Here is a 24,171-nt window from a genome sequence, read left to right on the forward strand (position 1 = left end):
CGCGGGTTCAGCTCCTCGGTCGGCGGGGGCGGTTCGGTACGGCGTCCGGACCGGCGCCCGGCCCGGCGGGCCCGGCGGCTTCCGGGCCGAGCAGGGCGGTCAGCCGGTCGGTGACGGCGGCCAGCCGCTCGGGCGGCAGCAGGCCCGGCCGCCCGGCGGCGGCGAAGTCGGCGAAGGCCTCCGGAGTACTGAACGCCGGACGGTAGCCGAAGGTGTCGCGCAGCCGCGCGGTGTCCACCACCCGGCCGTGGGTGAGCAGCCGCAGCTGCTCGGGCGAGACGTCCACCAGCCGGGTCTGCCGGGCCAGCACGGCCATCCAGCTGACCGCGGGCAGCAGCAGCGGCAGGGTGGGCCGGCCGAGCCGGCGGGCGCACTGGGAGAGCAGCAGGACGCCCTCCCCCGCCACGTTGAAGGTCCCGGTGTTGACGGTGCCCGGCTCGGGCTCGTCGGCGGCCCGGCAGAGCACCGCGACGGCGTCGTCCTCGTGCACGAACTGCAGCCGCGGGTCGTAGCCGAGCACGGTCGGCAGCACGGGCAGCGCGAAGTACTCGCTGAGCGGGGTGTCCGCGTTCGGGCCGACGATGTTGGCGAAGCGCAGCACCGTCACCGCGACGTCCGGGCGGCGCCGGGCGAAGCCGCGGACGTAGCCCTCGACCTCCGCCGCGTCCTTGGCGAAGCCGCCGCCGGGCGGGTCCTTGGGCTGCATCCGCTCGCTGAACACCGCCGGGTCGCGGGGCGCGGAGCCGTAGACGCCGGTGGTGGACTTCACCACCAGCCGGCGCACCCCGGGGGCCTTCTGGCAGGCGCCGAGCAGCTGCATGGTGCCGATCACGTTGGACTCCTTCACCGCGGAGCGGTTGGTGGAGCCCAGGCCGGTGGCGCTGACGCTGAGGTGCACCACGGTGTCCACCCGGTGCTCGGCGAGCACCCGGGAGAGCGCCGGACGGCGCAGGTCGAGCTGGTGGAAGCGGTACGGGGCGGCCGGGCCGGACGGCTCCTCGGGCGGCAGCCGGGGCGGCTGCACGTCCACGCCGACCACCAGGTCGACGCCCGGCCGGCGGCGGACCTCGGCGGCGAAGCGGGCACCGAGCCGGCGCGCCACGCCGGTGACGAGCACGACCACGCCCACGGTGCTGCACCCCCGTTCCCTCGGCCCGAGCGGCCTGCGTGCACCGTACCGCGCCGCCCCACGGGGCCGTGAAACGACACCGCCCGCCCAGGCCACGACGGGCCTGGACGGGCGGTGGAACGCCTGAACCCCGCAAGGGCGGGGCCAACGAGTTCTTCCTGCGCCGCTGTACGCGAGTGCGCGGGTGACCCCCGCGAAGGCGGGGCCGAAGCGCAGGCTCAGGCGTTACTTCTTGTTGCGACGCTGGACCCTGGTCCTCTTCAGAAGCTTGCGGTGCTTCTTCTTGGCCATACGCTTGCGACGCTTCTTGATGACAGAGCCCACGGAACAACCCTCGCTCACTGAGACTCTCGTCCGTGAGAGACGGAGTCCATACGACTGACGTGAGGGCCTAGCCTACCGTCGATGGTGCGAAGGCCGTAATCGTGTTCCCCGGGACCGGGAAACTCGCGGGAAATCCACGGCGAACGGGGGCGGGTCCAACGGTCGTGGACCCGCACCCGCGCGCCGCCGCTACGCGCTCTCGAGCCGCACGTAGGACTCCTTGAGGTACTCGTGCACCGCCTGCTGGGGCACCCGGAAGGACCGTCCGACCCGGATGGCCGGCAGCTCTCCGCTGTGCACCAGCCGGTACACCGTCATCTTGGACACCCGCATGACCGCGGCGACCTCCGCCACGGTCAGGAAGACGACTTCCTGAAGGGGGCGCTCGACGGAACTCATGACCATCACCCGACCCTTACCCGTGTGCAAGGCACCGGCTTCCCCTCCGGTGACTCCACCGGCACACGTGTATCCCCAGAGTAGTTATGGGTGGTACCAGTGGGAAGAGGGGAAGTGCAGTCCTCGTACGGTGGGAGATAGGACGGTTGCAGTACGTCGCCGCTCTGCGGATGGCACCGCCCGGCGTACGCACCTCCCGGGCTGGGCACTTCCGGGACGGCGGGTTCAGGCCAGCAGTCCGTGGTGGGGGAACACCGCGCGGCGGGTGGCGAGGATGGCCTGATCGAGTCGGTCGGCCGGATCGTAACCCGAGTCGAAGTCGCGCCAGGCCGGGCGGGCGCCGTCGGTCATCCGCAGCGGGGCCGGGCGGCGGGTGCGGCGGTAGACCTCGGCGCGCCAGGACTCGGGGGTCTCGGTGGCCGGGTCGACGGGCCGGGCGGCGGCGGTGGCGACCAGGTGGGTCCAGGTGCGCGGGACGACGTCCACCACCGCGTAGCCGCCCCCGCCGGTGGCCACCCAGCGGCCGCCGGCGTGCTGGTGGGCGAGGTCGTGCAGCGCCTCGGCGATCAGCCGCTGGGCGTCCACGGTGACGGCGAGGTGGGCGAGCGGGTCCTCCAGGTGGGTGTCGGCGCCGTGCTGGGTGACCAGGACCTGCGGCCGGAAGGCGTCGAGCAGTTCGGGCACCAGGGCGTGGAAGGCGCGCAGCCAGCCCGCGTCGCCGGTGCCCGCGGGCAGCGGCAGGTTGGCGGCGGAGCCGGGGGCGTCCTCGCCGCCGGTCTCGATCGACCAGCCGCTCTGCGGGAAGAGCGTGGCGGGGTGCTCGTGCAGCGAGACGGTGAGCACCCGGGGGTCGTTCCAGAAGGCCGCCTGGACGCCGTCGCCGTGGTGGACGTCCACGTCGACGTAGGCGACCCGCTCGGCGCCGAGTTCGAGCAGCCGGGCGATGGCCAGCGCCGGGTCGTTGTAGACGCAGAAGCCGGAGGCCTTGCCGGGCATCGCGTGGTGCAGTCCGCCGGCGAAGTTGACGGCGTGCGGGGTCTCGCCGCGCCAGACCGCCTCGGCGGCGGCCACCGACTGGCCGGCGATCAGCGCGGAGGCCGAGTGGATCGCCGGGAAGGACCAGTTGTCGTCGGTGCCGAGTCCGTGCAGCGGGTCGGAGCGGTCGGGGTGGGCGGCGGCGTTCCGGACCGCCTCGACGTACTCCCGGGTGTGCACCAGCCGGAGGGTGGAGTCGCCGGCGGGCGGCGCGGAGCGGACGGTCACCCCGGGACCGGTGTCCAGTCCGAGGGCCTCGACCAGGCGCATGGTGAGGGCCAGCCGGGTCGGGTCCATCGGGTGGCCGGGGCCGAAGTCGTAGGCGGTGACGGCCTCGTCCCAGAAGAGGTGCAGGCCGCAGGGGGTGTCACGCTCGGCTTCGGGCATGGCCTCCACCGTAGCGGGTGGCGGTGGCCGGGCCGCCGTCAGGGCGCGCCGGGGCGGCGCTCGTGGGGACGGCCGGGCGGCAGGTGCGCGATGAAACTACGGAAGTTGTGGGGCGACTGTGGAGGCGGGTGTTGAGGCGGTGCAGACAAAAGCTTTGCGACTCCATATCCTCTCCGCCATGAAGCCATTCAGCGTGCAACGCCTTGGGGTAATTCTCGCTGCAATACTGGGTTTTGGCGTGTTCTTTGCCGCCCAGCCGGCCTCCGCCGCGGTCAGCGGCACCACCTTCGCGGTCGACAAGTCGACGGCGAAGGCGGGAGACCAGCTGACCCTGACGCTGTCGCTCACCAACAGTGAGAACAGTCCCATCTACTTCGCCTACGAGGCCGTCCAGCCGACCTGGCCGGCCAACACGCAGGCCGGAGCGTTCACCATCACCGGCTGCACCGGTGACACCTCCGACTGCGCGTTCACCGGGAACAGCGCCAACTTCCACTTCAACGCGCCGATCGCACCCGGCGCGACGAAGAGCGTCACGCTCACCGTCAAGATCACCGACACCCCGGCGTGGGGCACCGCCCCGTACACGCTGAACTGGGCGCCGTACGTCTACTACGAGTTCGGCCAGGTGGGCACCACCGGTACCGCCAAGGACCAGACCTGGACCTTCGGGGTGCCCTCGCTCCAGACCGTGATCAGCTGACCCCCGTCCCGTCGAACGCCCCCGCCGTCACCCGACGGCGGGGGCAAGGGCTTTCCGGCAACGGTTGAAGATGGCGTGAAGGAGCCGCAGACGCGGCCTTCACAACTCCCTATTCTCATCCGCCATGAAGCCATTCAGCGTGCAACGCGTCGGGGTAATTCTCGCCACGGTACTGGGACTTGGCCTGATCTTCGCCGCCCAGCCGGCCTCCGCCACCACCCGCGACGACGGCGTGATCACCGGCGTCTCGGCCTCCGTCGACAAGAAGACGGCGGCACCGGGCGATGAACTGACCCTGACCCTCTCCCTCACCAACACCGAATCCGCCCCCATCACCTTCGCGTACGAGTGGATCGGGCCGAGCTTCCCCTCCAACCAGCTGACCGGCGCGTTCACCTTCACCGGCTGCGGCGGGGACCAGGTGGACTGCGTGTTCGGCGGCAACTCCGTCAACTTCCATCCCACGGTGCCGATCGCGCCGGGCGCCACCCGCACCGTCACGGCCACCGTCAAGATCACCTCCACACCGCCCTGGACCGGGTCGTACACACTGAACTGGGCCCCGTACGTCTACGCCGAGTACGGCTACCCGGTCGTCAAGACCAGGAGCGGCCCCTTCCTCGACGGCATGCCCGGCCTGCAGACCGTGATCAGCTGACCCCCGCCCCGCCGACCGCCCCCGCCGTCACCCGGCGGCGGGGGCCGGGACCGTCACCCGGCGGCGGGGGCCGGGACCGTCACCCGGCGGCGGGGGCCACCGCCTGCGCCTGCGCCGGCGCCGGGGCGAAGCGGTCGGCCAGCGGCAGGACGGCGAGCACCAGCAGCATCGGGGCGAGCAGCGCCCAGCGGTACGAGCTCGCGTCCGCGATCGCCCCGACCAGCGGCGAACCGACCAGGAAGCCCACGTAGTTGAAGAGGTTGAGCCGGGCCACCGCGGCGTCCGAGTCGGCCGGGAAGAGCCGGCCGCCGGCCGCGAACACCTGCGGGATGATCGCGCAGATGCCGAAGCCCAGCACGGTGAAGCCGGCGATGCCCGCCCAGGCGGCGGGCGCGACCGCGGCGAGGCCGAAGCCGAGCGCCGCCAGCGCGGCACCGACGCGGACCACCGGGACGGCGCCGAAGCGCTGCACCGCGCGGTCGCCCAGAGCCCGGCCGAGCAGCATCGCGACCATGTAGCCCAGGTAGGAGAGCTTGGCGAGGTCCTCCCGGCTGCCCAGCCCGTCGGTGAGGTACTTGACGCTGTAGTTGGAGACCGAGGAGTCCGCGATGTACGCGAAGGCCATCGCCAGGCAGAGCGGCAGCAGCGGACGCCAGGGGACGGACCGGGCGGCGGCCTCGGCCGCCTCCCGGACGGCGTCGCCGAGTTCGGCCGGACCGGCGAAGAAGGCGCCGGCCAGCAGGGCGAGCGGGGCGATCACCGCCGCGGCCGTGCCGAACAGCAGCGGCAGCCCGAGGTCGTAGTGCGAGCCGAGGCCCGCGAGGGCCGCGCCGAGGATGCCGCCGAGGCTGAACGCGGCGTGGAAACCGATCATGATCGAGCGGCCGTAGCGGTGCTGGAGCCCCACCCCGAGCATGTTCATACTGGCGTCCAGCGCACCCACCAGCAGCCCGAACGCGCCCAGCGCCAGGGCGAGTTGCCACAGTGCCCCGCCCAGTCCGGCGGCCGCCAGGCTCAGGCAGACGGCGGGCTGGACCACCCGCAGCACGACCCGCGCGCCGGTGCGCTTCACCAGCCGCTCGGAGGCGATCGACCCGACCCCGGCCAGCACCGGCACCGCGGCCAGGAAGACCGGCAGCAGCCCGTCGCTCAGCCCGTACCGGTGCTGGATCTCCGGGATGCAGGTGACCAGCAGGGCGAAGGTGACGCCCTGGAGCAGGAAGGCGGCGGCGAGCGCGGCCCGCCCGGTGCGCAGACCGGGCGCCACCGGGGACGGCGACGCGGCGGGCGGAACGGGCGGGACCACGGGCGGGGCGGCACTCAAGCGGACCTCCAGGCGGACTCCACACGAACCGCGCTACCGGCCGGTAGGACGATGTTGGCGAGAGCGTAGGGGGTGCGCCGCGATTACGGGAGGGGTCGCGCAGCGGTCATTTCCCGCCCGAGGCCAGCTCCCGGGAGCGGTCCCGGGCCGCCTCCAGGGCGCCGAGCAGGGCGGCCCGCACCCCGTGGTTCTCCAGCTCGCGGATCGCCGCGATGGTCGTGCCGGCCGGGGAGGTGACCGCCTCGCGCAGCTTCACCGGGTGCTCGCCGGAGTCCCGCAGCATCACCGAGGCGCCGATCGCGGACTGCACGATCAGGTCGTGCGCCACCTGCCGGGGCAGCCCGAGCAGGATGCCGGCGTCGGTCATCGCCTCCACCAGGAAGTAGAAGTAGGCCGGCCCGGAGCCGGACAGCGCGGTGGCCGCGTCCTGCTGGGACTCGGGCAGCCGCAGCGCCTTGCCGACCGAGCTGAAGATCTCCTCGGCCCGCGCCAGGTGCTCCTCGCCCGCGTGCGAGCCCGCCGAGATGACGCTCATCCCCTCGTCCACCAGGACCGGGGTGTTGGGCATCACCCGGACCACCGGGGTGCCCGCCGCGAGCCGCTCCTCGAACCAGGCGGTGGGAACGCCGGCCGCGGCCGAGATCACCAGCCGGTCCGCGCCGACGTGCGGGGCCAGCTCCTCCAGCAGGGCGCCCATGTCCTGTGGCTTGACCGCGAGGATCAGGGTGTCGGCGAGCTTGGCGGCCTCGGCGTTGGAGACGGCCACCACGCCGTAGCGGTCGGCGAGTTCGGCCGCCCGCTCGGGACGGCGGGCGGTCACCAGGACGTCGGCCGGGTCCTTGCCGGCCCGCAGCAGACCGGAGAGCAGGGCCTCGCCGATCTTGCCGGTGCCCAGGAAGGCGATCTTCTGTCCGTGTGCTCCGCTGCTGCCCATGGTCCGCTCCCGCTCCTTGCCTCGGTACTGCCGCCATCCTCGCACCGCCCGGCGGCCCGCGCGGGGACCGTCCGCTCCGTGGTCGCGGCCCGCGCGGGGACCGTCCGCTCCGTGGTCGCCGCCCGCGCGGGGACCATCGGCTCCGTGGTCGCCGCCCGCGCTGCCGCCTGGCGGAGGACAGGCCCCTAGGGAGAAATCTCGGGGGTTTCCCCTATGGCCTCCCGGCTCCCGCGGGCGCACCGTGGAGCCATGGCACACGACGAAATGTCCCGACGTGAGAACCGGCAACTCGCCGTCGCCTCGGCGACCGTGGGCCCGTGGCGGACCGCCGCGGGGGTCGGTGCGGTGGTGGGGGCGACGGCCCTGGGGATCGATGCGATCACCGGGGACTGGTCGCTGAGCATGCTGGCCTCACCGGCCGGCTGGGGCCTGTTCTTCTTCTTCCTGGTCGGCACCGTCGGCGGCCGGCTGCGGCGCGACACCACCGACCGGAGGCTGCGCCGCTGGGCGAACGACCACCCGTGGCAGTCGGCGCTGCCGGCCGCCGGCGGGCTGCTGGTCCTGAACACGCTGGCCCAGCTGTTCCTCGGCGACGAAGGCCTGTTCGGCGCCTTCTTCATCTCGCTGCTGCCGGCCGGCCTGCTGCTGGCGATCGCCGGGGTGGTCGGCTCGGTCAAGCAGGCCCGCGGCAAGGACTGAGCGGGCGCCCGCACCGGCGCGCTTCCGGACGAACGGCACCGGTCCCGCGGACGACGCACAGGTGTTCACCACACGGTGTGCCCCCGATCGAGGGATCGTCAGACCCCGTCGGCATACTGGCGCGATGCCGATCGCCGAAGAACCGGAACCGCGCCCCGCCGGGGGCGACGAGCCGAACGGGTCCGACCCGTCCGGGGCGGGCCGGAAGGACCCGTTCGCCGACCTCGTCCTGGACGAGGAGTTCGTCCGCAGCGCCACCGTCAAGGAGCAGAGCGGGCGCACCCGCATGCTGTCCGCCCGCTGGAAGCACACCCCGCCGGTCGATCCGGGCGGCCGCCGCTCGGTCAACGACGGCCCCGCGGCGCGCGGGCGCCGCTTCCGCCGCAAGCCCGTCCGCAAGCCCGTCCGCCCGGCGCGGGCGGTCGACGCGTGGGGCGACCCGCGTCCGCGCCGCCGCCTGGAGTGGCGCACGCCGCTCTACGTCCTGCTGACCGTCGCCGTGCTGCTCGTGGCACTGAACATCGACGGGCTGAAGCTCTGGTACTCCACCCACTTCGGCTACGCCTCCGACCACCCGGTCTCCGCGAGCCCGGCGGCGGAGCGCGACGGACGGCAGCCGACCCCCGACCACCCGTGGGCCGGCTCCCCCGCCGAGGACTGGGCCGCCGGCACGGACGGGATCGAACTGCCGAAGACCCCCCGGGCCACCGGCGCGTTCGGTGCCGACGAGGTGGCCGCCCGGCTGCAGTCGGTGCGGGCCTACCTGGCGGCGGCCCACCTGGACCCGAAGGTGGTGTCCGGCGGCCGCCCGGACGTCGCGCTGGCGATGCTCGACGGCCGCACCCGGGAGGCCGCGGCCGCGTCGCTGGACCACCCCTCGGCGACCAGTGACCCCACCGCCTGGTTCACCCGCTTCGACCCGCGGGAGGCCGTCCCGGTCACCGACGTGGTCAAGGTGCGGGGCCGGATCGACGTCACGGCCGACGGGGAGAACGGCGTCCTGATGCGGGCCGACGTCAGCTACGTGTACGCGCTGCGCCCCGGCCCGAAGACGGCCGACCAGGCGGCCTCGGCGAACGGCTCCGCGGACCTCGCGGAGACGGTCCGGACCATCGTCCGGCAGGTGGACACCTTCCACTTCTACGACCCGGCCAAGTACCAGGTCGATCCGGGGAAGCTCGCGATCGACGAGACCGTGGAGAGCTTCGGCAACAGCACCTGCGGCCGCTACGACGGCTTCCTGCACCCGGAGTTCGACCGGTCCACCCGGCCCGGCCCGGTACCGACCGGGCCGACCGCGGACCCGTACGACCGGGACCGGGTGCCGCCGGGCACCGGGAACTGCGGCTCCGCCAGCCGGACCTGACCGCCGTCAGCGCTTGCGCTTGGCCCGGCCCGGCGCCTTGGTGTCGGGCCGGCGGCCGCGGCCCGCCTGGCGCTTCTCGTACTGGGCGACGGCCCGCTCGTGGGCGGCCCGCCGGACCGCCTCGCCGGGAGCCTCGACCAGGCTGCGGACGAAGTAGGCGGCCAGGCTGCCGGCCCCGCCGATCAGCCAGACCGCGCCGAGCGACTTGTCCTCGGCCATCCAGCCGGTCAGCTGGTCCCGGCCCTCGGTGAGCACCTTCCAGGTGCGCCGTACGGCCATCATCGAGCAGACCGCGATGGCGGCGGTCAGCAGCCCGTTGAGGAAGGTGCCGTCCTCGGAGAGCGCGATGCCCTCGATGCCGAAGCGCAGCACCAGCACGGCGGCGGCGGTCGCGGCCAGGGCACCGACCGAGACACCGACCCGGCGCGGCCAGTAGCCGTTGTCCCGGTTGAGCCAGGACGTGCCGAAGAAGCGGATCGGCTCCGGCTCGGGGGCGCCGGCGGGAGTGGGGGCGGGGGTGGGGGGCTGCTCGCTCACGCCGTCGATTATCACCCGAGCGCCGCACACGGCGGAGGAGCCGTCCCGGCCGGTGGGACGGCTCCTCCTCGTTCGGTGCGGGCCAGGCGTTCCGGTTCCGTACGGCCCGGCGTTCCGGTTCCGTACGGGCCGGTGTTCCGCTTCCGTGCGGGCCCGGCGTTCGCCTCGGGCTCAGCCGAGCTTGGACACGTCGCGGACGGCGCCCTTGTCGGCGGAGGTGGCCATCGCGGCGTAGGCCCGCAGGGCCTGGCTGACCTGGCGCTCGCGGTTCTTCGGCCGGTAGCCGCCCGTGGCCTCCAGGACGCGGCGGCGCTCGGCCAGCACCTCGTCCGGGACCTCCAGGGAGATCCGGCGGCCGGGGATGTCGATGGCGATGGTGTCGCCGTCCTCGACCAGCGCGATGGTGCCGCCGGAGGCCGCCTCCGGGGAGGCGTGGCCGATGGACAGGCCCGAGGTGCCGCCGGAGAAGCGGCCGTCGGTGACCAGCGCGCAGGCCTTGCCCAGGCCCCGGCCCTTCAGGAAGGAGGTCGGGTAGAGCATCTCCTGCATGCCCGGGCCGCCCCTGGGGCCCTCGTAGCGGATGACGACGACGTCGCCCTCCTTGACCCGCTTGGCGAGGATCGCCTCGACCGCGTCCTCCTGGGACTCGACCACGACGGCCGGGCCGCTGAAGGTCCAGATCGACTCGTCCACGCCGGCGGTCTTCACGATGCAGCCGTCCTCGGCGAGGTTGCCGTACAGCACGGCCAGGCCGCCCTCGACCGAGTAGGCGTGCTCGGCGCCGCGGATGCAGCCCTTGGCCGAGTCGGTGTCCAGCGACTCCCAGCGCTCGGACTGCGAGAAGGCCTCGGCGGAGCGGACGCAGCCGGGGGCGGCGTGCCACAGCTCGACGGCCTCGGCGGACGGCGAACCGCCGCGCACGTCCCAGGTCTTGAGCCACTCGGCGAGCGAGTCGGCGTGCACGGTATGGACGTCCTCGTTGAGCAGCCCGGCCCGGTACAGCTCGCCGAGGATGGCCGGGATGCCGCCGGCCCGGTGCACGTCCTCCATGTAGTACGAGCCGTTCGGCGCGACCTTGGACAGGCAGGGCACCTTGCGGGAGATCGCGTCGATGGCCCGCATGTCGAAGTCCAGCTCGGCCTCCTGGGCGGCGGCGAGCAGGTGCAGGATGGTGTTGGTCGAGCCGCCCATGGCAATGTCCAGGGCCATGGCGTTCTCGAAGGCGGCGCGGGTGGCGATCGCCCGGGGCAGCACCGAGGCGTCGTCACCGCCGTAGTAGCGGTTCGCGATCTCGACGACGTTCTGCCCGGCCCGCTCGTACAGGGCCCGGCGGGCGGTGTGGGTGGCGAGCACCGAGCCGTTGCCCGGCAGCGAGAGGCCGATCGCCTCGGTCAGGCAGTTCATCGAGTTGGCGGTGAACATGCCGGAGCACGAGCCGCAGGTGGGACAGGCGTTCTCCTCGATGATCGCGATGTCCTCGTCGGAGACGTTCTCGTTGACCGCCTGGGAGATCGCGTCGACCAGGTCGAGCTTGCGCACGGTGCCGTCGACCAGGGTCGCCTTGCCGGCCTCCATCGGGCCGCCGGAGACGAAGACGGTCGGGATGTTCAGGCGCAGCGCGGCCATCAGCATGCCCGGGGTGATCTTGTCGCAGTTGGAGATGCAGATCAGGGCGTCGGCGCAGTGCGCGTTGACCATGTACTCGACCGAGTCGGCGATCAGGTCGCGCGAGGGCAGCGAGTAGAGCATGCCGCCGTGGCCCATCGCGATGCCGTCGTCCACGGCGATGGTGTTGAACTCGCGCGGGATGCCGCCCGCCTGCTTGATCGCCTCGGAGACGATCCGGCCGACCGGCTGGAGGTGGGTGTGCCCGGGGACGAACTCGGTGAAGGAGTTGGCCACCGCGATGATCGGCTTGCCGAAGTCCTCGCGGGCTACGCCGGCCGCCCGGAGAAGCGCCCGGGCGCCTGCCATGTTGCGACCGTGGGTGACCGTACGGGACCTCAGCTCGGGCACTGTGCTCCACTCCTTCGGGGCTCTCGCGGGCACCCCGCTGCTGGGAGGGTTCGGGGGCCGCTGTGGGTACCGAGCCTACGCCCGCCGTCCGGCCGGCGGACGGTCCGTCCGCGATGCGGGCAGGCGGAGGCACTGGCGGACGGCGGTGCGGGCAGGCGGCGGGGTCCGGGCGTCAGCCGGGCTTGACGGCCACGGTGAGGTCCAGACTGAACGGCTCGACCACGACGCCGTCCGGGAACGCGGCGACCATGGCCTCCCGTTCGGCGGCCAGCACCGGCGCGCGCTCCTCGGGGCTGAGCGAGGCCAGGTAGGAACGGGAGGTGAGGTCGGTGAGCACGTGCTCGACGGTGACCCGCCGCTCCCAGCGCAGTGCCGTCCGTTCGACCACGAGGCCGGCCGGGGCGAAGTGCCCGACGTGGCCGCTGATCCCGCCGTAGCCGTGGAAGCGGCCGGGGAGGGCGGCGGCCATCCGCTCGCTCCTGGCCCGGATCCACGGCACGGTCTCGTCGTACACGTTCCACCAGGCGGCGACGGCGCCCCCGGGCCGCAGCACCCGGACCGCCTCGGGGACGGACTTCTCGGGGTACGTCCAGTGGAAGGCCTGGGCGTAGGCGACCAGGTCGACGGACCCGTCGTGGAAGGGCAGGTCGTCGCCGGTGCCCCGGACCAGCGGCAGGCCCGGCGAGGAGGCCAGGAACCGGGCGGCCATCCCGGGGCTGGGCTCGACGGCGACGACCTCCGCGCCGCGCGCGGCCAGCAGCCGGGTGGCGATGCCCGTCCCGGCGCCGACGTCCAGGACCCGGGCACCGGCGAGGCCGCGGCCCCAGAGCCGCTCCAGCGCGTCGAACAGCTCGTCGGGATAGCCGGGGCGGCCCTGCTCGTACTCGGCGGCGACCCCGCCGAAGCTCGCGGCGGCCTCGCGGTAGTTCCGACTCTCCGTCATGCGTCCCCCTTCGTACGGCAGTTGACGCCCGGGCGGACCGGACGGCTCAGCGTACGCGCGAGGGGGTGGCCAGGTGCAAGCGGGTAAAAGCGAGGGCCTCGGCCAGGTCGGCCTCGCGTTCGGCGGGGGAGGCCGAGCGGCGGGTGTTGACCTCCAGCACCACGTGGCCGTCGAAGCCGGTCCGGGCGAGGTGCTCCAGCAGCTCGGCGCAGGGCTGCTTGCCGCGGCCGGGGATCAGGTGCTCGTCCTTGCCGGAGCCGCTGCCGTCGGCCAGGTGGACGTGGGCGAGCCGGTCGCCCATCCGCTCGACCATGGCGAAGGTGTCGATCCGGGAGGTGGCCGCGTGCGAGAGGTCGATGGTGAAGTGCCGGTACTCCTCGTCGGTGACGTCCCAGCCGGGGGCGTACGCGAGCATCTCGCGGTCGCGGTAGCGCCACGGGTACATGTTCTCGACGGCGAAGCGGACGTCGGTCTCGCCCGCCATCCGGTGGATCCCCTCGACGAACTCCCGGGCGTACTGGCGCTGCCAGCGGAACGGCGGGTGGACGACCACGGCGCTCGCGCCGAGCTTCTCGGCCGCCGCCCGGGCCCGGACCAGCTTGGTCCACGGGTCGGTGCTCCACACCCGCTGGGTGATCAGCAGGCAGGGCGCGTGCACGGCCAGGATGGGCAGCCGGTGGGCGTCGGAGAGCCGGCGCAGGGCGTCGATGTCCTGGCTGACCGGGTCGTTCCAGACCATCACCTCGACCCCGTCGTAGCCGAGCTTGGCGGCCAGCTCGAAGGCGACGGCGGTGCTCGCCGGGTACACCGAGGCGGTGGACAGCGCCACCTTGGTGTCCGGGATGTGCAGGGCCGGGTGCCGGGGCAGCACCAGCCGGTCGGTGGTGCGCAGCAGCGGCGGGCGGGCGGCGTCCCGCTTGGCGGCCTTGACCGAGCGGACGGACTGGACGGCGGCCTTGGCGGCGCCGGCGGCCCGGGCGGTGCGGGTCTCCTTCGGGGCGGCCTTGGCGGCGGGCTGCTTCGTCTTCGGGGCGGGCTGCTTCGCGGTGGGCGTCTTCGCCGTCTTCGCCGTTCGCGCCGTCTTCGCCGCGCTGGTCTTCGCCGCGGCGGTCTTCGCGGTGCGCTGGGCGGCCTTGACCGCCTTCGAGGCCTGCTTGGCGGCCTGGGCGGCGGTGGCGCCCGTGACCGCCTTGCCGAGCCTGCGGCGCGGGCCGTCCGGCCGCGACTGCCCGCTCCCGGGAGTGCGGTCCTCCTGCGTTCCGTCCTCGCCCGCTGGTTGCACCACGGGAGACAGCGTATGCGGAGCACGCGGCGAACGGGGCGGGATGACCGGCGCAGTGACCATCGGCACGTTGCCCCGGGGCGGTCGGTCGGCGGTCGGTCGGGACGGGTCCGGACGACTGTCCGGGCGGCCGCCCGGGTGCGCGCCCCGGGGTCCGCGCCCGGCTTACGGGGTGAGCGCCGGGCGGCGGCGGTCGGCCGGGCTGTCCATGGTGTCCAGGCGGCGCAGGATGATGCCCTCGCGCAGCGCCCACGGACAGACGTCCAGCTCCTCCAGCCCGAACAGGTCCATCGCGGCATCGGCGACCAGCGCGCCGGCCAGCAGCTGCTTGGCCCGGCCCTCGGAGACGCCCGGGATCCGGGCGCGCTCGGCAACGGTCATCGCCGACAGCCGGGGCAGCCAGGCGGCCAGCCCGCTGCGGGTGAGCCGGCGGTCGGTGTACGGACCGGCGTCGGCGGGGGCGGCGCCGGTCATCCGGGCCAGCTGCTTGAAGGTCTTGGAGGTGGCGACCGCGTGCCGGGCCGGGCCGAGCCGGGTGATCTCGCCGACCACGGTGGCGAGCTCGGCCCGGATGTGGCGTCTCAGCTCGCGCAGCCCCTCCGGGTCGGCGATGTCCCCCGGCAGCCAGCGGGCGGTCAGCCGGCCGGCGCCCAGCGGCAGCGAGCAGGCGACGTCCGGCTGCTCGTCCAGGCCGCAGGCGATCTCCAGCGAACCGCCGCCGATGTCCAGGTTGAGCAGCCGGCCCGAGGACCAGCCGAACCAGCGGCGGACGGCCAGGAAGGTGAGCCGGGCCTCGTCCTGCCCGGAGAGCACGCGCAGCTCGACGCCGGTCTCGGCGGCCACCCGGCGCAGCACCTCCTCGCCGTTGGCGGCCTCGCGCACGGCGGAGGTCGCGAACGGGAGGATGTCGACGACGCCCTTGTCCTCGGCGACCCGCAGCGAGGACGCGACGTGGCCGACCAGCCGCTCGACCCCGGCCTCGCTTATCGCGCCGCCCTCGTCCAGCAGCTCCGCCAGACGCAGCTCGGCCTTGTGCGAGTACGCGGGCAGCGGAGCAGCGCCCGGATGGGCGTCCACCACGAGGAAGTGGACCGTGTTGGAACCTACGTCGAGCACACCGAGTCGCATAACTCTCCACGCTACGCGATCCGGGCCCTGGTGAGAGGGGGTGCGACGGTATTCGCGCCGGTCCGGAACCGGTCCGCGGGCCGGTGGGTGGGCCGGTGGGCGGGCCGGTGGGCGGGCCGGTCTTCCGGCGGCCCGCCGTCCGTCAGAGGAGGCCGTCCCACAGCTGCTCGACGATGACGGCCCACCAGTTCTCCGGGTCGGTGAAGACCGTGCCGTCCACGGCCGCCAGCGCGTGCTGCAGGGCGTCCACCGCCCCGCCCGCGGCCACCGGGTCGAGCCCGCGCAGAGCCGGCCACCAGCCGGCGAACACCTCCAGGCAGCGGACGAAGGCGCGCAGGTCCGCGTTGCAGTGGCGGGCGGTCGCGTAGTCCGGGTCCACCGCCCGGACGGCGCCGTCCACCGGGTCGAGGGCCAGCAGCGCCCAGCCGTCCGTCCCCAGCACCAGCTGCCCGGCGAGCGCCAGGCGCTCCCGCTCGGCCACCCGGGTGCCGCGGCCGAGTCCGGCCAGGTGCGCGGCGAGCGGGGGCAGGACGGTGCCCTGGCGGGTGCCGTCGGCGATCGCCTCCGCGCCCGGGTGGTGCAGCGCGAAGAACCCCGGCACGGCCACCGGGACGCCCACCGCCAGCAGCAGCGCGGCCGCGTCCCCGGGCAGTTCGGCGCGGGCGACGTCGGCCGGCTCGAAGCGCTGGACACCCGCCGGGCCGAACCGCTCCGCGAGCCGGGCGGCGAGCACGGCGTCGGGCTCGCCGGATGTGCCGGGACCGCCGGACGCGTCGCGCACCGCGCGGGGAAAGGGCACCCGGTTGCGGGCCGGACCGTCCGGCGGCGCGGGCAGCGCCCGTACGGCGGCCGCCCGGTGGTCGAAGCGCGGGCCGTACGGAAGCTCGAAGTCGACCCGGACGTCCGGCAGTTCGGCGGCCAGCGCGTACGACCAGTAGCCGCCGGGCAGGGCGCTCGGCCGCAGGTCGGTCCGGACGGCCAGCACGTCCTCGGCGGCGACGCCCTGCTCGCGCAGCCACCACCAGCCGCGCAGTGCCGGGTGCGGCAGGCCCGCCGCGGACCGCAGGGCCAGCGACCGCTCCTCGCCGGTGCCGTCCCGGTAGGTCAGCTCGGCCCTGGCGCCCCGGCCGGTCGCCGGCTGGAGGGTCGGGTCGTAGCCGCCCGCGCCGACGAAGTCCCGGTACAGCCCCACCACTTCGTCCACCGGCACCGAGGGCCACACCGTGAACCGCCCGCTCTCCCGGTCCACCACGGCGCAGGCCGCCCCCACCTCCTCGGGCGCCCGCCGCTCCCCCGTCCGCGGGTCGACCACCGCCCGGGCGGGCTCCGCCCACACCACCCAGCCGAGCTCGAACTCATGGGTGCACACCCGCCGCACCACCCCGGCCCCCTGCGGCAGATCCCCGTTGATCCACCGCTGCCCCGCCTCCACCGCCTGCGCCCGCGAAATCATCCGGCCCTCCCCGACCCCGACCCTGCCCGACCCGCGACCCTACGCCCCCACCGACTCCCCGCCCCGCGCAGGAAGTCGGCCCGGCCGACTTCCTGCGCCTCCCCCACGAGGTATGCGACGACCGGCCTGCACGCCCTTACTGGCCCACACCCCCTGCACGAAAAGTCGGCCCCGCCGACTTCTGGCGTAGCTCCCTCTGCCGCCGACCCCACCCCTCCGCGCACGAGAAGTCGATCAGCCCGACCTTCCATGCACCCCCGGGAGACGCCCCACACCTCCCCCGCGCACGAAAAGTCGACCCCGCCGACTTCCTATGCAGAACCCGGATAAATGCGACGGCCGGCCTACCTGGCCCCAGGTACACCCAGGGCCGGCCAGCCCGAAAGCGCACAGGAAGTCGGCCCAGCCGACTTCTCACGCGAGCTCCTCCAACGCGGGCGAAGACCAGGCCACATAGCCTGCCGCCGCCCCCGCCCCTCCGCGCACGAGAAGTCGATCAGCCCGACCTTCCGTGCACCCTCCGAGAGGAATATGCAGACCGGTCTACAGATCCTGCCGACCCGCACCCCACCCTGCGCACGAAAAGTCGGCCCAGCCGACTTCCTGTGTAGGACCTGGGAAAATATGACGGCCGGTCTACATAGTTCTGGGCACAGCCAGGCCCAACCGGCTCGTAAGCGCGCAAGAAGTCGGCCCAGCCGACTTCTCATGCGAGCCCGTCCAATGCACGCGCGAGGGATATGACGGTCGGACTACATAGATCGCCGCCGGCCTCGCCCCTCTGCGCACGAGAAGTCGACTCCGCCGACTTCCTATGCCGCGCCTGGTGGACCTCGACCTGGCCGGCTCGATAGCGCACAGGAAGTCGGCCGGGCCGACTTCTCGCGCGGGCTACCCCCGGTTCCCGTGTGGCGAATATGGCGACCGGTCTACAGATTTCTCCGCAGAAGGGGTGTCGTGTGCGGCTGCGCAGGAAGTCGGGCGGGCCGACTTCCTGCGCGGGGTGTGGGGTACGGGTCAGGAAACGAGGTGGCAGGGGGCGGGTCAGGCGGCGGGGGTGCGGCTCAGGAGGCGAGGTGGCAGGGGGCACGACGTCCGGCTGCGCAGGAAGTCGGGCGGGCCGACTTCCTGCGCGGGGTGTGGGGTGCGGGTCAGTGGCGCAGGTCAGGCGGCGGGGGTGAGGGGGAGGGGGCGGCCTTCGGGGGTGAGGGCGATGGCCCAGAGGCCGTGGGTGGCGGGGTGGAGGGGGGTGGGGGCCTGGCGGGCGAGCTGGTGGTCGAGGTAGGTGACGGCGTCCTGGTGGTTGACGGCGTTCCAGGCGTGCGGGCGGCCGTAGGCGTCGAGGGTGAGGAGCACCGCCTGGGAGCCGTGGCCGGCGCGGCGGAGGTCGTCGGCGAGGCGGTCGAAGGCCGGGGCGCCGTCGCCCAGGTCCCGGAAGGGGGCGCCGAGTTCGCGTTCGGCGCGGTCGCGGCCCCCGCGTTCGCCGGCGTCGCCCTCGGTGGGGATGCGCGGGGCCGCGCAGGTGGGGCGGCCGGTGTAGCACTCGACCGCCGAGAGGGCGATCTCCAGGCTGTTGTTGGCCCGGCCCGGTTCGCGGTGGCCGCCGTCGTTGACGGCCTCCGCCCAGCCGCCGGCGGCCGGGTCGGGGTGGCGGACGGGCAGGCCGTCCGCGTCCCGGGGGGCGCGGCGTTCGAGTTCGGCCTGGTGCTCCGGGTCGACCGGTGCGAGCCCGCCCGGCAGGCCGTACGGACGGCTGTCGGCGATGCTGCGCGGCCGGAACGCCGGATCCTCCGGCTGGGCTCCGCGCCGGGCGCGCAGGGCGAGTTGGAGGGCCATCGCGTGGGCGGTCGCGACCGGGACCGCGCCCCAGGCGAGGGTCGGGTCGGCAGGGACCGCCGCGTTCTCCCGCCGTCGGGCCTCCACCGGGTGCGCCTCGGGGCGGCCGATCACCGGGGTGGTCCCGACGACTGGGGGTGCGGCCGGGGAAGGCGGCGCGGTGTGGACCGGCGGCGGTCCGACGACCGGGTGCTGCGGCGCCGCGCCGACCGGGGTCCGGGCCACCGGCGCGCCGGTAGGCGGCCCTCCAGCGGCCGGACCGCCGACGGCCGGCCCACCGCCCACCACGCCGCCGGGGCCGCCTGGACTGCCGGCCGCCCCCGCCCCGACGCCGCTGCCGAACGGGGCCGCCACGTTCGCGGGTCCGCCGCCGGTGCCCGCCAACGGCCCCGGCCCGACGGTGGCGACCGGACCGGCCGCCTGGTAGCCGCCGTACCCGCCGCCGTACGCCGGGGTCCCGAACTGCCCGGGCACCCCGACCGGCCGGACCGCCGAGGGGGTCTCCGGCGCCGGGCCGTACGCGGGTCCTCCGGCGGACGGTGCGGTGACGGGCGCGGTGGCGGGCGCGGCCGGAGCGCTCACCGAGTCCGTCCGTACGGCCACCGGCCCGCCCGTACTCCCGCCGCTGTGCGAGGCGGCCGCGGGCGCCTGGAGCGGGTAGTCCCCGTCCGACCAGCCCGCCGACCCGCCGCTCTGCCGGGCCGGCGCGGCAATGGCCGGTGCCAGCGGTGCCCAGTCACCGCCGCCCCCACCGCCCGTCGCCCGGTGCTGCCCCGGCGAGCCCCCGGCCGCCACGGCACCGCCCGCCGACGCGCCCACGGGAGCGCTCGCCGCGCTCGCCACGTCCGGCACGCCGACGACCGCCCCCGGGTCCGCCACCGCGACCGAGGCCACCGACACCGCGCCCGGCACCGTCGGCACCGTCGACCCGTCGGGCGCCGCACCCGCGAGCGGCTTGTCGCCACCCGGCCCGACCGCCGACGGCCCGACCACCCCCGGTCCGGTCGCCCCCGGTGTCAGCCCGGCGAGCGGCACCCCGCGGAGCGCCTTGCCGTCCTCGTCGGTGAGCACCGGCTGCCCGCGCTCGTCCAGCCGGACCGCCAGGTCCGCCACCCCGACCACCGGCGTGCCGTCCGGCCCCGGGACGACCAGCAGCCCGGTGGCGTCGGCCACCGGCGTGCCGTCGGCACGGAGGATGACCGGCTGCCCGTCCGGGCCGAGGACGGGCTTGCCCTGCTCGTCCACCTTGACCGTCAGCCCGGGCACGCCGACCAGCGGCTTGCCGTCCTTTCCCGCGAGCAGCACCAGCCCGGAGCCGTCGGCGCCGAGCACGCCCGGTTCGCCGAGGGCGGCGGGCAGCCCGGCGGCGAGCGGGTCGAACGCGCCGTTGCGGTACGAGGCGGCGGTGACCTCCGTCCCCGACGCGCTGCCGAGCTTCAGCAGGGCGACCGCGGCCGGCTCCTCGAGCACGCCGGACAGGGCGTCCTTCATGGCGCGGCCGAGTTCGGCGAGCAGTCCGCCGATCTTCAGCGCGGCGGTCTCGACGGCGACGGCCGCCACCCCCGCCGCGACCTGCTCGGTGGCGGCGTTCTCCACCGTGGCCGCGAGGCCGCCGACGGCCTTCCGCAATCCGCCGACCACCCCGTTCCCGGCCACCTCACTCCCGGCCACCCCGCTCCCGGCCGGGTCGCCGCCGGCCGCCGCCGCGGCGATCTTGCCGGCCGCCTCCTTGGCCTTGGCCGCCTGCTCCTCGGCCTGCCGGAGTTCGGCGGCGAGCTGCCGCAGGGTCGCGATGATCTCGGCCTTGCAGGTGTCCACGGCCCGCGCGGACGTGTCGAAGGCCCCGGCGACCAGCCCGACCGCGCTGTGCGCGTCGTCCAGGTGGCCCTTGCCGCCGCCGCTGAAGGCCTGCCAGTACGCGCCGAAGGCCTCGACCGCGTGGCCGGAGTTGTCGGCGGTGACCCGCCGGACGGACTCGCCGCAGCGGCGGGTGAGCCGGTCGGCCTCCTTGCCGAACTCGCGCCAGACTCCGGCGGCCTTGCGCAGGCCCTCCTCGTCGGCCTGCGGCCACAGCCGGCCGGTCCGGGCCAGCACCGGGACCAGTTCCTCGGGCAGTTTCCGGGACACGCGCTTCCCCCTTCGAGCCGGGCTTCGGGCCGGGTCCGTCAGACCGACATGTCCTTGGGGACGGCGGGCACCACCCCGGGGGTTGCCCCCGGCACCCCGGGAACTCCCGCGACCCCCGGCACCGCCGTCGCCCCCGAAACGCCCGACACCGCCGTCGCCCCCGAAACCCCCGGCACCGCCGTCGCCCCGAACCCGCCCGCCGCCGCGCTGTCCGCGTCCGCCGTCCGCGCGGCCATCGTGTGCAGCCCGGCCCCGACCCCGGCCACCCGCCCGGCCAACCCCCGCAGCCCGCCGACGAGTTCACCGCGCGCCTGCCCGTACACGGTGGCGAACCCGCTGCCCGGCTGGTCCGCGCCCCAGGGGGCGCCGAGCGCGGCGAGGCCCTGCTCCAGGGCGGCGACGGCCTTCGTCAGTTCGCCGCCGAGCTTCTCGAACTCCCGGCCCTCGCCGTGCAGTTCCCACGGCTTGAGGACGAACTCCCCGCCCGCGCCGCCGGACGCCCCGGTGCTGCCGCCTGCCATCCCCGTACCTCCCCGTAGCGGTCCCGTCGCGGACCCCGCCGCGGACCGGCCGCCATCCTAGGCGCGCCCCCGGGCCCGCCCGCAGCGCCCGACGGACCTCTTCACCCCGCCTTCACCCCGGCCGGCCCCGCCACCACCGACCCCGCCGCAAACCGGCCCCGACCCCGCCACCGGTCCCGCCACCGCGCTCCCGCCCCCGAAAGCTCTACCCTTGCCGGGTGGCACCAGCAGAAACGTCCAAGAAGAAGTCCAAGGCGAAGCCCAAGGCCTCCCCCGCCCCCGTCGACCTCGCGATGCCGAGCCTGCGCCGCGAGATCCCGCGCGACGAGGTCCCGCTGGACTTCGCCCGCGCCTGGGTCGAGTTCGCCGACCCCGCCGACGAGGAGCAGGTCTTCCGCTGCGACCTCACCTGGCTGACCTCCCGCTGGTCCTGCGTCTTCGGCCAGGGCTGCCACGGCATCCGCGAGGGCCGCGGCGAGTCGGACGGCTGCTGCACGCTGGGCGCGCACTACTCGGACGAGGACGACGAGAAGCGCGTCCTGGGGCACGCGACCCGGCTGACCCCCGAGCTGTGGGAGAACTTCGCCGAGGGCACCGACGCCAAGGGCCGGATCGTCTCCGACGGCGGCATCACCATGCTGGACGAGGACGGCGACCGCCAGACCCGCCGGGTCGGCGGCGCGTGCATCTTCGTGAACAGCCCGGACTTCGCGGGCGGCGCCGGCTGCGCCCTGCACGCGCTCGCCCTCAAGGAGGGCCGCGAGCCGCTGGAGACCAAGCCGGACGTCTGTTGGCAGCTGCCGATCCGCCGCACCTACGACTGGATCGACCGCCCCGACGACACCCGCTACCTCCAGGTCACGATCGGCGAGTACGACCGCCGCGGCTGGGGCCCGGGCGGCCACGACCTGCACTGGTGGTGCACCGGCGCCCCGGCGGCCCACCAGGGCGCGGACGCGGTGTACGTCAGCTACCGCCCCGAGCTCACCGAGCTGATGGGCCGGAAGGGGTACGAGGTGCTGGCCCGGCTGTGCGAGGAGCGGATCGCCACCAAGGGCGACCGCAAGGTGGCCCCGCACCCGGCGGACCCGGTCAGGAAGGCCAAGAAGGACTGACCCGCCTCCCTGGTGCCCGCCCCCGGTGCCCGCCCCACGCGGCGGCGCCGGCCTACTTGTCGATGTCCCCGACCACGAAGAACATCGACCCCAGGATCGCCACCATGTCCGCGACCAGCGTCCCCGGCAGCAGCTCGGTGAGCGCCTGGATGTTGTTGAAGGACGCCGACCGCAGCTTGAGCCGCCACGGCGTCTTGTCGCCGCGCGAGACCAGGTAGTAGCCGTTGATCCCGAGCGGGTTCTCGGTCCACGCGTAGGTGCTGCCCTCGGGTGCCTTGAGCACCTTGGGCAGCCGCTGGTTGACCGGGCCGGGCGGCAGCGTGGCGAGCTTGTCGAGGCAGGCGTCGGCGAGGTCGAGCGCGTTGAGGGTCTGTTCCAGCAGGCACTCGAAGCGGGCCAGGCAGTCGCCCTCCTCGCGGGTGACCACGGTGAGCACCTGCCGCAGCTCCTCGGAGCCGTACGCCAGGTACGGCTCGTCGCGGCGCAGGTCGAGGTCGAGGCCGCTGGCCCGGGCGATGGGGCCGCTGACGCCGTACGCCTCGGCCTGCGCCCGGGTGAGGACGCCGACCCCGGCGGTGCGGGCGCGGAAGATCTCGTTGCCGAGGACGAGGTCCTCGAAGACGGGCAGCTGCGAGCGCACGGTGGCGACGGCGGTGCGGACCCGGCCGAGCCAGCCGGCCGGCAGGTCCTCCTTGAGGCCGCCGACCCGGTTGAACATGTAGTGCATCCGGCCGCCGGAGGCCTCCTCCAGCACGTGCTGGAGGTCCTCGCGGCCGTTGAAGGCGTGGAAGACCGGGGTGATCCCGCCGAGCTCCAGGGGGTACGAGCCGAGGAACATCAGGTGGTTGAGCACCCGGTTGAGTTCGGCGAGCAGGGTGCGGATCCAGACCGCCCGCTCCGGGACCTCCATGCCGAGCATCCGCTCGACGGCCATGACGACGCCGAGTTCGTTGGAGAAGGCGGAGAGCCAGTCGTGCCGGTTGGCCAGCATGATGATCTGCCGGTAGTCACGGGCCTCGAACAGCTTCTCCGCGCCCCGGTGCATGTAGCCGATCACCGGCTCGGCGCTGACGATGCGCTCGCCGTCCAGCACCAGCTTCAGGCGCAGCACGCCGTGGGTGGCCGGGTGCTGCGGGCCGATGTTGAGCACCATGTCGGTGGTGCCCGCCGCGCCGGTGAAGTTCTCGGCTCCCGCCCCGATGCCGACCGTGGTCTCCCTCATGCCCCCAGAGTCTGCCATCCCGGCAGGCCCGCCAAGCTCACTGGTTCCGTCATGCGGACAGCCTGCACCAGCCACCCGAAGGCGCCCAGCCCGCCCGGGTCGGTCAGCTCGGCCCCCTCCCCCGCCCCGCTGAGCGCCCGCAGGTAGCCGACGGGGTCGCTGGTGGCCAGCGCGAGCGCCGGGCGCCCGCCGCTCACGCCGAGCGCCCGCAGCGCCTCCCGCTGCGTTGTCCACAGGCTGTGGAGACCGGGCACGGCGACGGAGTCCAGCGCGACGTGCGCGGTGACGTCGCAGGAGCCGTCCGGCACCGGCGCCACCTCCCGGCCGTCCCGGAATCCGGCGTACGTGCCGAACGGCGGCCGCCGCCCGGCGGTGTGCCCGTAGTCGACGGCGACGGCCAGGCCGCGCTCCAGCCCGGCCACCGCCCGCGCCCAGGCGGCGTCCCGGGGGCCGCCGAACTCCACGGCGTCGCCGGGCTCCGCGACCGGCCACCAGCGGCCGGCCCAGGCCGCGTCGGCCGCCGAGACCGGCTCGCCGAGGCGGGTCCCGCCGGTCGCGGTGTCCACCTCGACGTAGCGCAGCACCCCGTCCTCGTCGACCTCCCCGGCGTCCAGCGGGACGTTGTCCAGCCACTCGTTGGCGAACAGCAGCCCGGTCACCCCGCGCGGCGGCCGGTCCGTCCACAGGGCTGTGGACGGCAGGCCGGCCGGGCGGTCGGCGACCTCCACGCCGTACGGGCGCAGCCGCGCCAGCACCTCCGCGGGCAGTTCGGCCAGGACGCCGGTGAGCAGTTCGCCCCGCCCGGCCCCCATGTCGACCAGGGCCAGCTCCTCCGGACGACCGAGGGCCTCGTCAACCTCCAGCAGCAGCCGGGCCACCGCACGGGCGAACCTCGGCGAGGCGTGCACGGAGGTGCGGAAGTGGCCGGCGGGGCCCTCCGGCCTGCGGTAGAAGCCCTGCCCGGGGTCGTACAGGGCCCGTTCCATGGCGGGAGCCCACCGCATCCAAGTCATGGGGCTGGACGCTACCCGGC

At 74.7% G+C, this 24,171-nt stretch carries 21 protein-coding genes; 5 read left to right on the forward strand and 16 right to left on the reverse strand.

Features of this window, described 5'->3' with window-relative positions:
* Positions 1-7: 7 nt before the first annotated feature.
* The 4 genes from ACFY4B_RS10750 to ACFY4B_RS10765 all read right to left on the reverse strand — a co-directional run bounded on the left by ACFY4B_RS10750 (position 8) and on the right by ACFY4B_RS10765 (position 3,274).
* A complete protein-coding gene (locus tag ACFY4B_RS10750; protein WP_380777104.1) occupies positions 8-1,129 on the reverse strand; it encodes an NAD-dependent epimerase/dehydratase family protein in 1,122 nt (373 codons plus the stop codon).
* 225 nt (positions 1,130-1,354) lie between these two features.
* Positions 1,355-1,453 carry a 30S ribosomal protein bS22 gene (locus tag ACFY4B_RS10755; RefSeq protein WP_003948845.1) on the reverse strand — a complete coding sequence of 33 codons (99 nt, stop codon included), beginning with the start codon at positions 1,451-1,453 and terminating at the stop codon, positions 1,355-1,357.
* Positions 1,454-1,642: 189 nt separating this feature from the next.
* Positions 1,643-1,852 (reverse strand): helix-turn-helix domain-containing protein, encoded by a 210-nt coding sequence (locus ACFY4B_RS10760; RefSeq protein WP_045699258.1) that lies wholly within the window; start codon positions 1,850-1,852, stop codon positions 1,643-1,645.
* Between the two features lie 225 nt (positions 1,853-2,077).
* A complete protein-coding gene (locus ACFY4B_RS10765) occupies positions 2,078-3,274 on the reverse strand; it encodes an acetoin utilization protein AcuC (protein ID WP_049652196.1) in 1,197 nt (398 codons plus the stop codon).
* A 238-nt stretch (positions 3,275-3,512) separates the two neighbouring features.
* Between ACFY4B_RS10765 and ACFY4B_RS10770 the strand changes: the two genes are divergently transcribed.
* Both ACFY4B_RS10770 and ACFY4B_RS10775 read left to right on the forward strand, forming a co-directional pair.
* Entirely contained in the window at positions 3,513-3,977 is a 465-nt protein-coding gene (locus tag ACFY4B_RS10770; RefSeq protein ID WP_049652197.1) for a DUF11 domain-containing protein, read from the forward strand.
* 124 nt (positions 3,978-4,101) lie between these two features.
* Positions 4,102-4,635, forward strand: coding sequence for a hypothetical protein (locus tag ACFY4B_RS10775; RefSeq protein WP_380739280.1), 534 nt, complete (start codon positions 4,102-4,104; stop codon positions 4,633-4,635).
* Positions 4,636-4,714: 79 nt separating this feature from the next.
* Here ACFY4B_RS10775 and ACFY4B_RS10780 read toward each other — a convergent pair whose 3' ends face one another.
* On the reverse strand, positions 4,715-5,890 hold the full coding sequence (locus ACFY4B_RS10780; RefSeq protein ID WP_387967308.1) for an MFS transporter: 1,176 nt from the start codon (positions 5,888-5,890) through the stop codon (positions 4,715-4,717).
* A gap of 175 nt (positions 5,891-6,065) precedes the next feature.
* Positions 6,066-6,893 (reverse strand): pyrroline-5-carboxylate reductase, encoded by an 828-nt coding sequence (proC, locus tag ACFY4B_RS10785; RefSeq protein WP_049652199.1) that lies wholly within the window; start codon positions 6,891-6,893, stop codon positions 6,066-6,068.
* A 249-nt stretch (positions 6,894-7,142) separates the two neighbouring features.
* Here proC and ACFY4B_RS10790 point away from each other — a divergent pair, with 249 nt between their 5' ends.
* Together ACFY4B_RS10790 and ACFY4B_RS10795 are read left to right on the forward strand one after the other, a co-directional pair.
* Entirely contained in the window at positions 7,143-7,592 is a 450-nt protein-coding gene (locus ACFY4B_RS10790) for a hypothetical protein (RefSeq protein WP_143204615.1), read from the forward strand.
* 124 nt (positions 7,593-7,716) lie between these two features.
* Positions 7,717-8,958 carry a hypothetical protein gene (locus ACFY4B_RS10795; protein WP_387967191.1) on the forward strand — a complete coding sequence of 414 codons (1,242 nt, stop codon included), beginning with the start codon at positions 7,717-7,719 and terminating at the stop codon, positions 8,956-8,958.
* Between the two features lie 6 nt (positions 8,959-8,964).
* On the opposite strand, the gene ACFY4B_RS10800 is transcribed toward ACFY4B_RS10795, so the two are convergent.
* The 8 genes from ACFY4B_RS10800 to ACFY4B_RS10835 form a co-directional block, all read right to left on the reverse strand.
* Complete coding sequence (locus ACFY4B_RS10800) at positions 8,965-9,495, reverse strand: hypothetical protein (RefSeq protein ID WP_107418827.1); 531 nt, start codon at positions 9,493-9,495, stop codon at positions 8,965-8,967.
* A gap of 171 nt (positions 9,496-9,666) precedes the next feature.
* Positions 9,667-11,511 carry a dihydroxy-acid dehydratase gene (gene ilvD, locus ACFY4B_RS10805; RefSeq protein ID WP_074004027.1) on the reverse strand — a complete coding sequence of 615 codons (1,845 nt, stop codon included), beginning with the start codon at positions 11,509-11,511 and terminating at the stop codon, positions 9,667-9,669.
* Between the two features lie 172 nt (positions 11,512-11,683).
* On the reverse strand, positions 11,684-12,454 hold the full coding sequence (locus ACFY4B_RS10810) for a class I SAM-dependent methyltransferase (RefSeq protein ID WP_074004028.1): 771 nt from the start codon (positions 12,452-12,454) through the stop codon (positions 11,684-11,686).
* Between the two features lie 46 nt (positions 12,455-12,500).
* Positions 12,501-13,328 carry a sugar phosphate isomerase/epimerase gene (locus tag ACFY4B_RS10815; RefSeq protein ID WP_079272395.1) on the reverse strand — a complete coding sequence of 276 codons (828 nt, stop codon included), beginning with the start codon at positions 13,326-13,328 and terminating at the stop codon, positions 12,501-12,503.
* Between the two features lie 573 nt (positions 13,329-13,901).
* On the reverse strand, positions 13,902-14,864 hold the full coding sequence (locus ACFY4B_RS10820) for a Ppx/GppA family phosphatase (RefSeq protein ID WP_387967194.1): 963 nt from the start codon (positions 14,862-14,864) through the stop codon (positions 13,902-13,904).
* Positions 14,865-15,006: 142 nt separating this feature from the next.
* Positions 15,007-16,317, reverse strand: coding sequence for an SUKH-4 family immunity protein (locus ACFY4B_RS10825; protein WP_387967196.1), 1,311 nt, complete (start codon positions 16,315-16,317; stop codon positions 15,007-15,009).
* A 1,164-nt stretch (positions 16,318-17,481) separates the two neighbouring features.
* Positions 17,482-20,280 carry a toxin glutamine deamidase domain-containing protein gene (locus ACFY4B_RS10830; protein ID WP_387967198.1) on the reverse strand — a complete coding sequence of 933 codons (2,799 nt, stop codon included), beginning with the start codon at positions 20,278-20,280 and terminating at the stop codon, positions 17,482-17,484.
* Between the two features lie 38 nt (positions 20,281-20,318).
* Entirely contained in the window at positions 20,319-20,801 is a 483-nt protein-coding gene (locus tag ACFY4B_RS10835; protein WP_387967201.1) for a hypothetical protein, read from the reverse strand.
* 218 nt (positions 20,802-21,019) lie between these two features.
* On the opposite strand from ACFY4B_RS10835, the gene ACFY4B_RS10840 reads away from it, so the two are divergent.
* On the forward strand, positions 21,020-21,916 hold the full coding sequence (locus ACFY4B_RS10840; RefSeq protein WP_387822721.1) for a hypothetical protein: 897 nt from the start codon (positions 21,020-21,022) through the stop codon (positions 21,914-21,916).
* 52 nt (positions 21,917-21,968) lie between these two features.
* On the opposite strand, the gene ACFY4B_RS10845 is transcribed toward ACFY4B_RS10840, so the two are convergent.
* Positions 21,969-23,138 carry an NADH-quinone oxidoreductase subunit D gene (locus ACFY4B_RS10845; protein ID WP_049660332.1) on the reverse strand — a complete coding sequence of 390 codons (1,170 nt, stop codon included), beginning with the start codon at positions 23,136-23,138 and terminating at the stop codon, positions 21,969-21,971.
* Entirely contained in the window at positions 23,135-24,151 is a 1,017-nt protein-coding gene (locus tag ACFY4B_RS10850; RefSeq protein ID WP_074001696.1) for an SAM-dependent methyltransferase, read from the reverse strand. Before ACFY4B_RS10850 ends, ACFY4B_RS10845 begins: the two co-directional genes overlap by 4 nt.
* Positions 24,152-24,171: the final 20 nt, after the last annotated feature.

Origin of the sequence: Kitasatospora sp. NPDC001261, assembly GCF_042896795.1 — a bacterium.
Lineage (GTDB): Bacteria > Actinomycetota > Actinomycetes > Streptomycetales > Streptomycetaceae > Kitasatospora.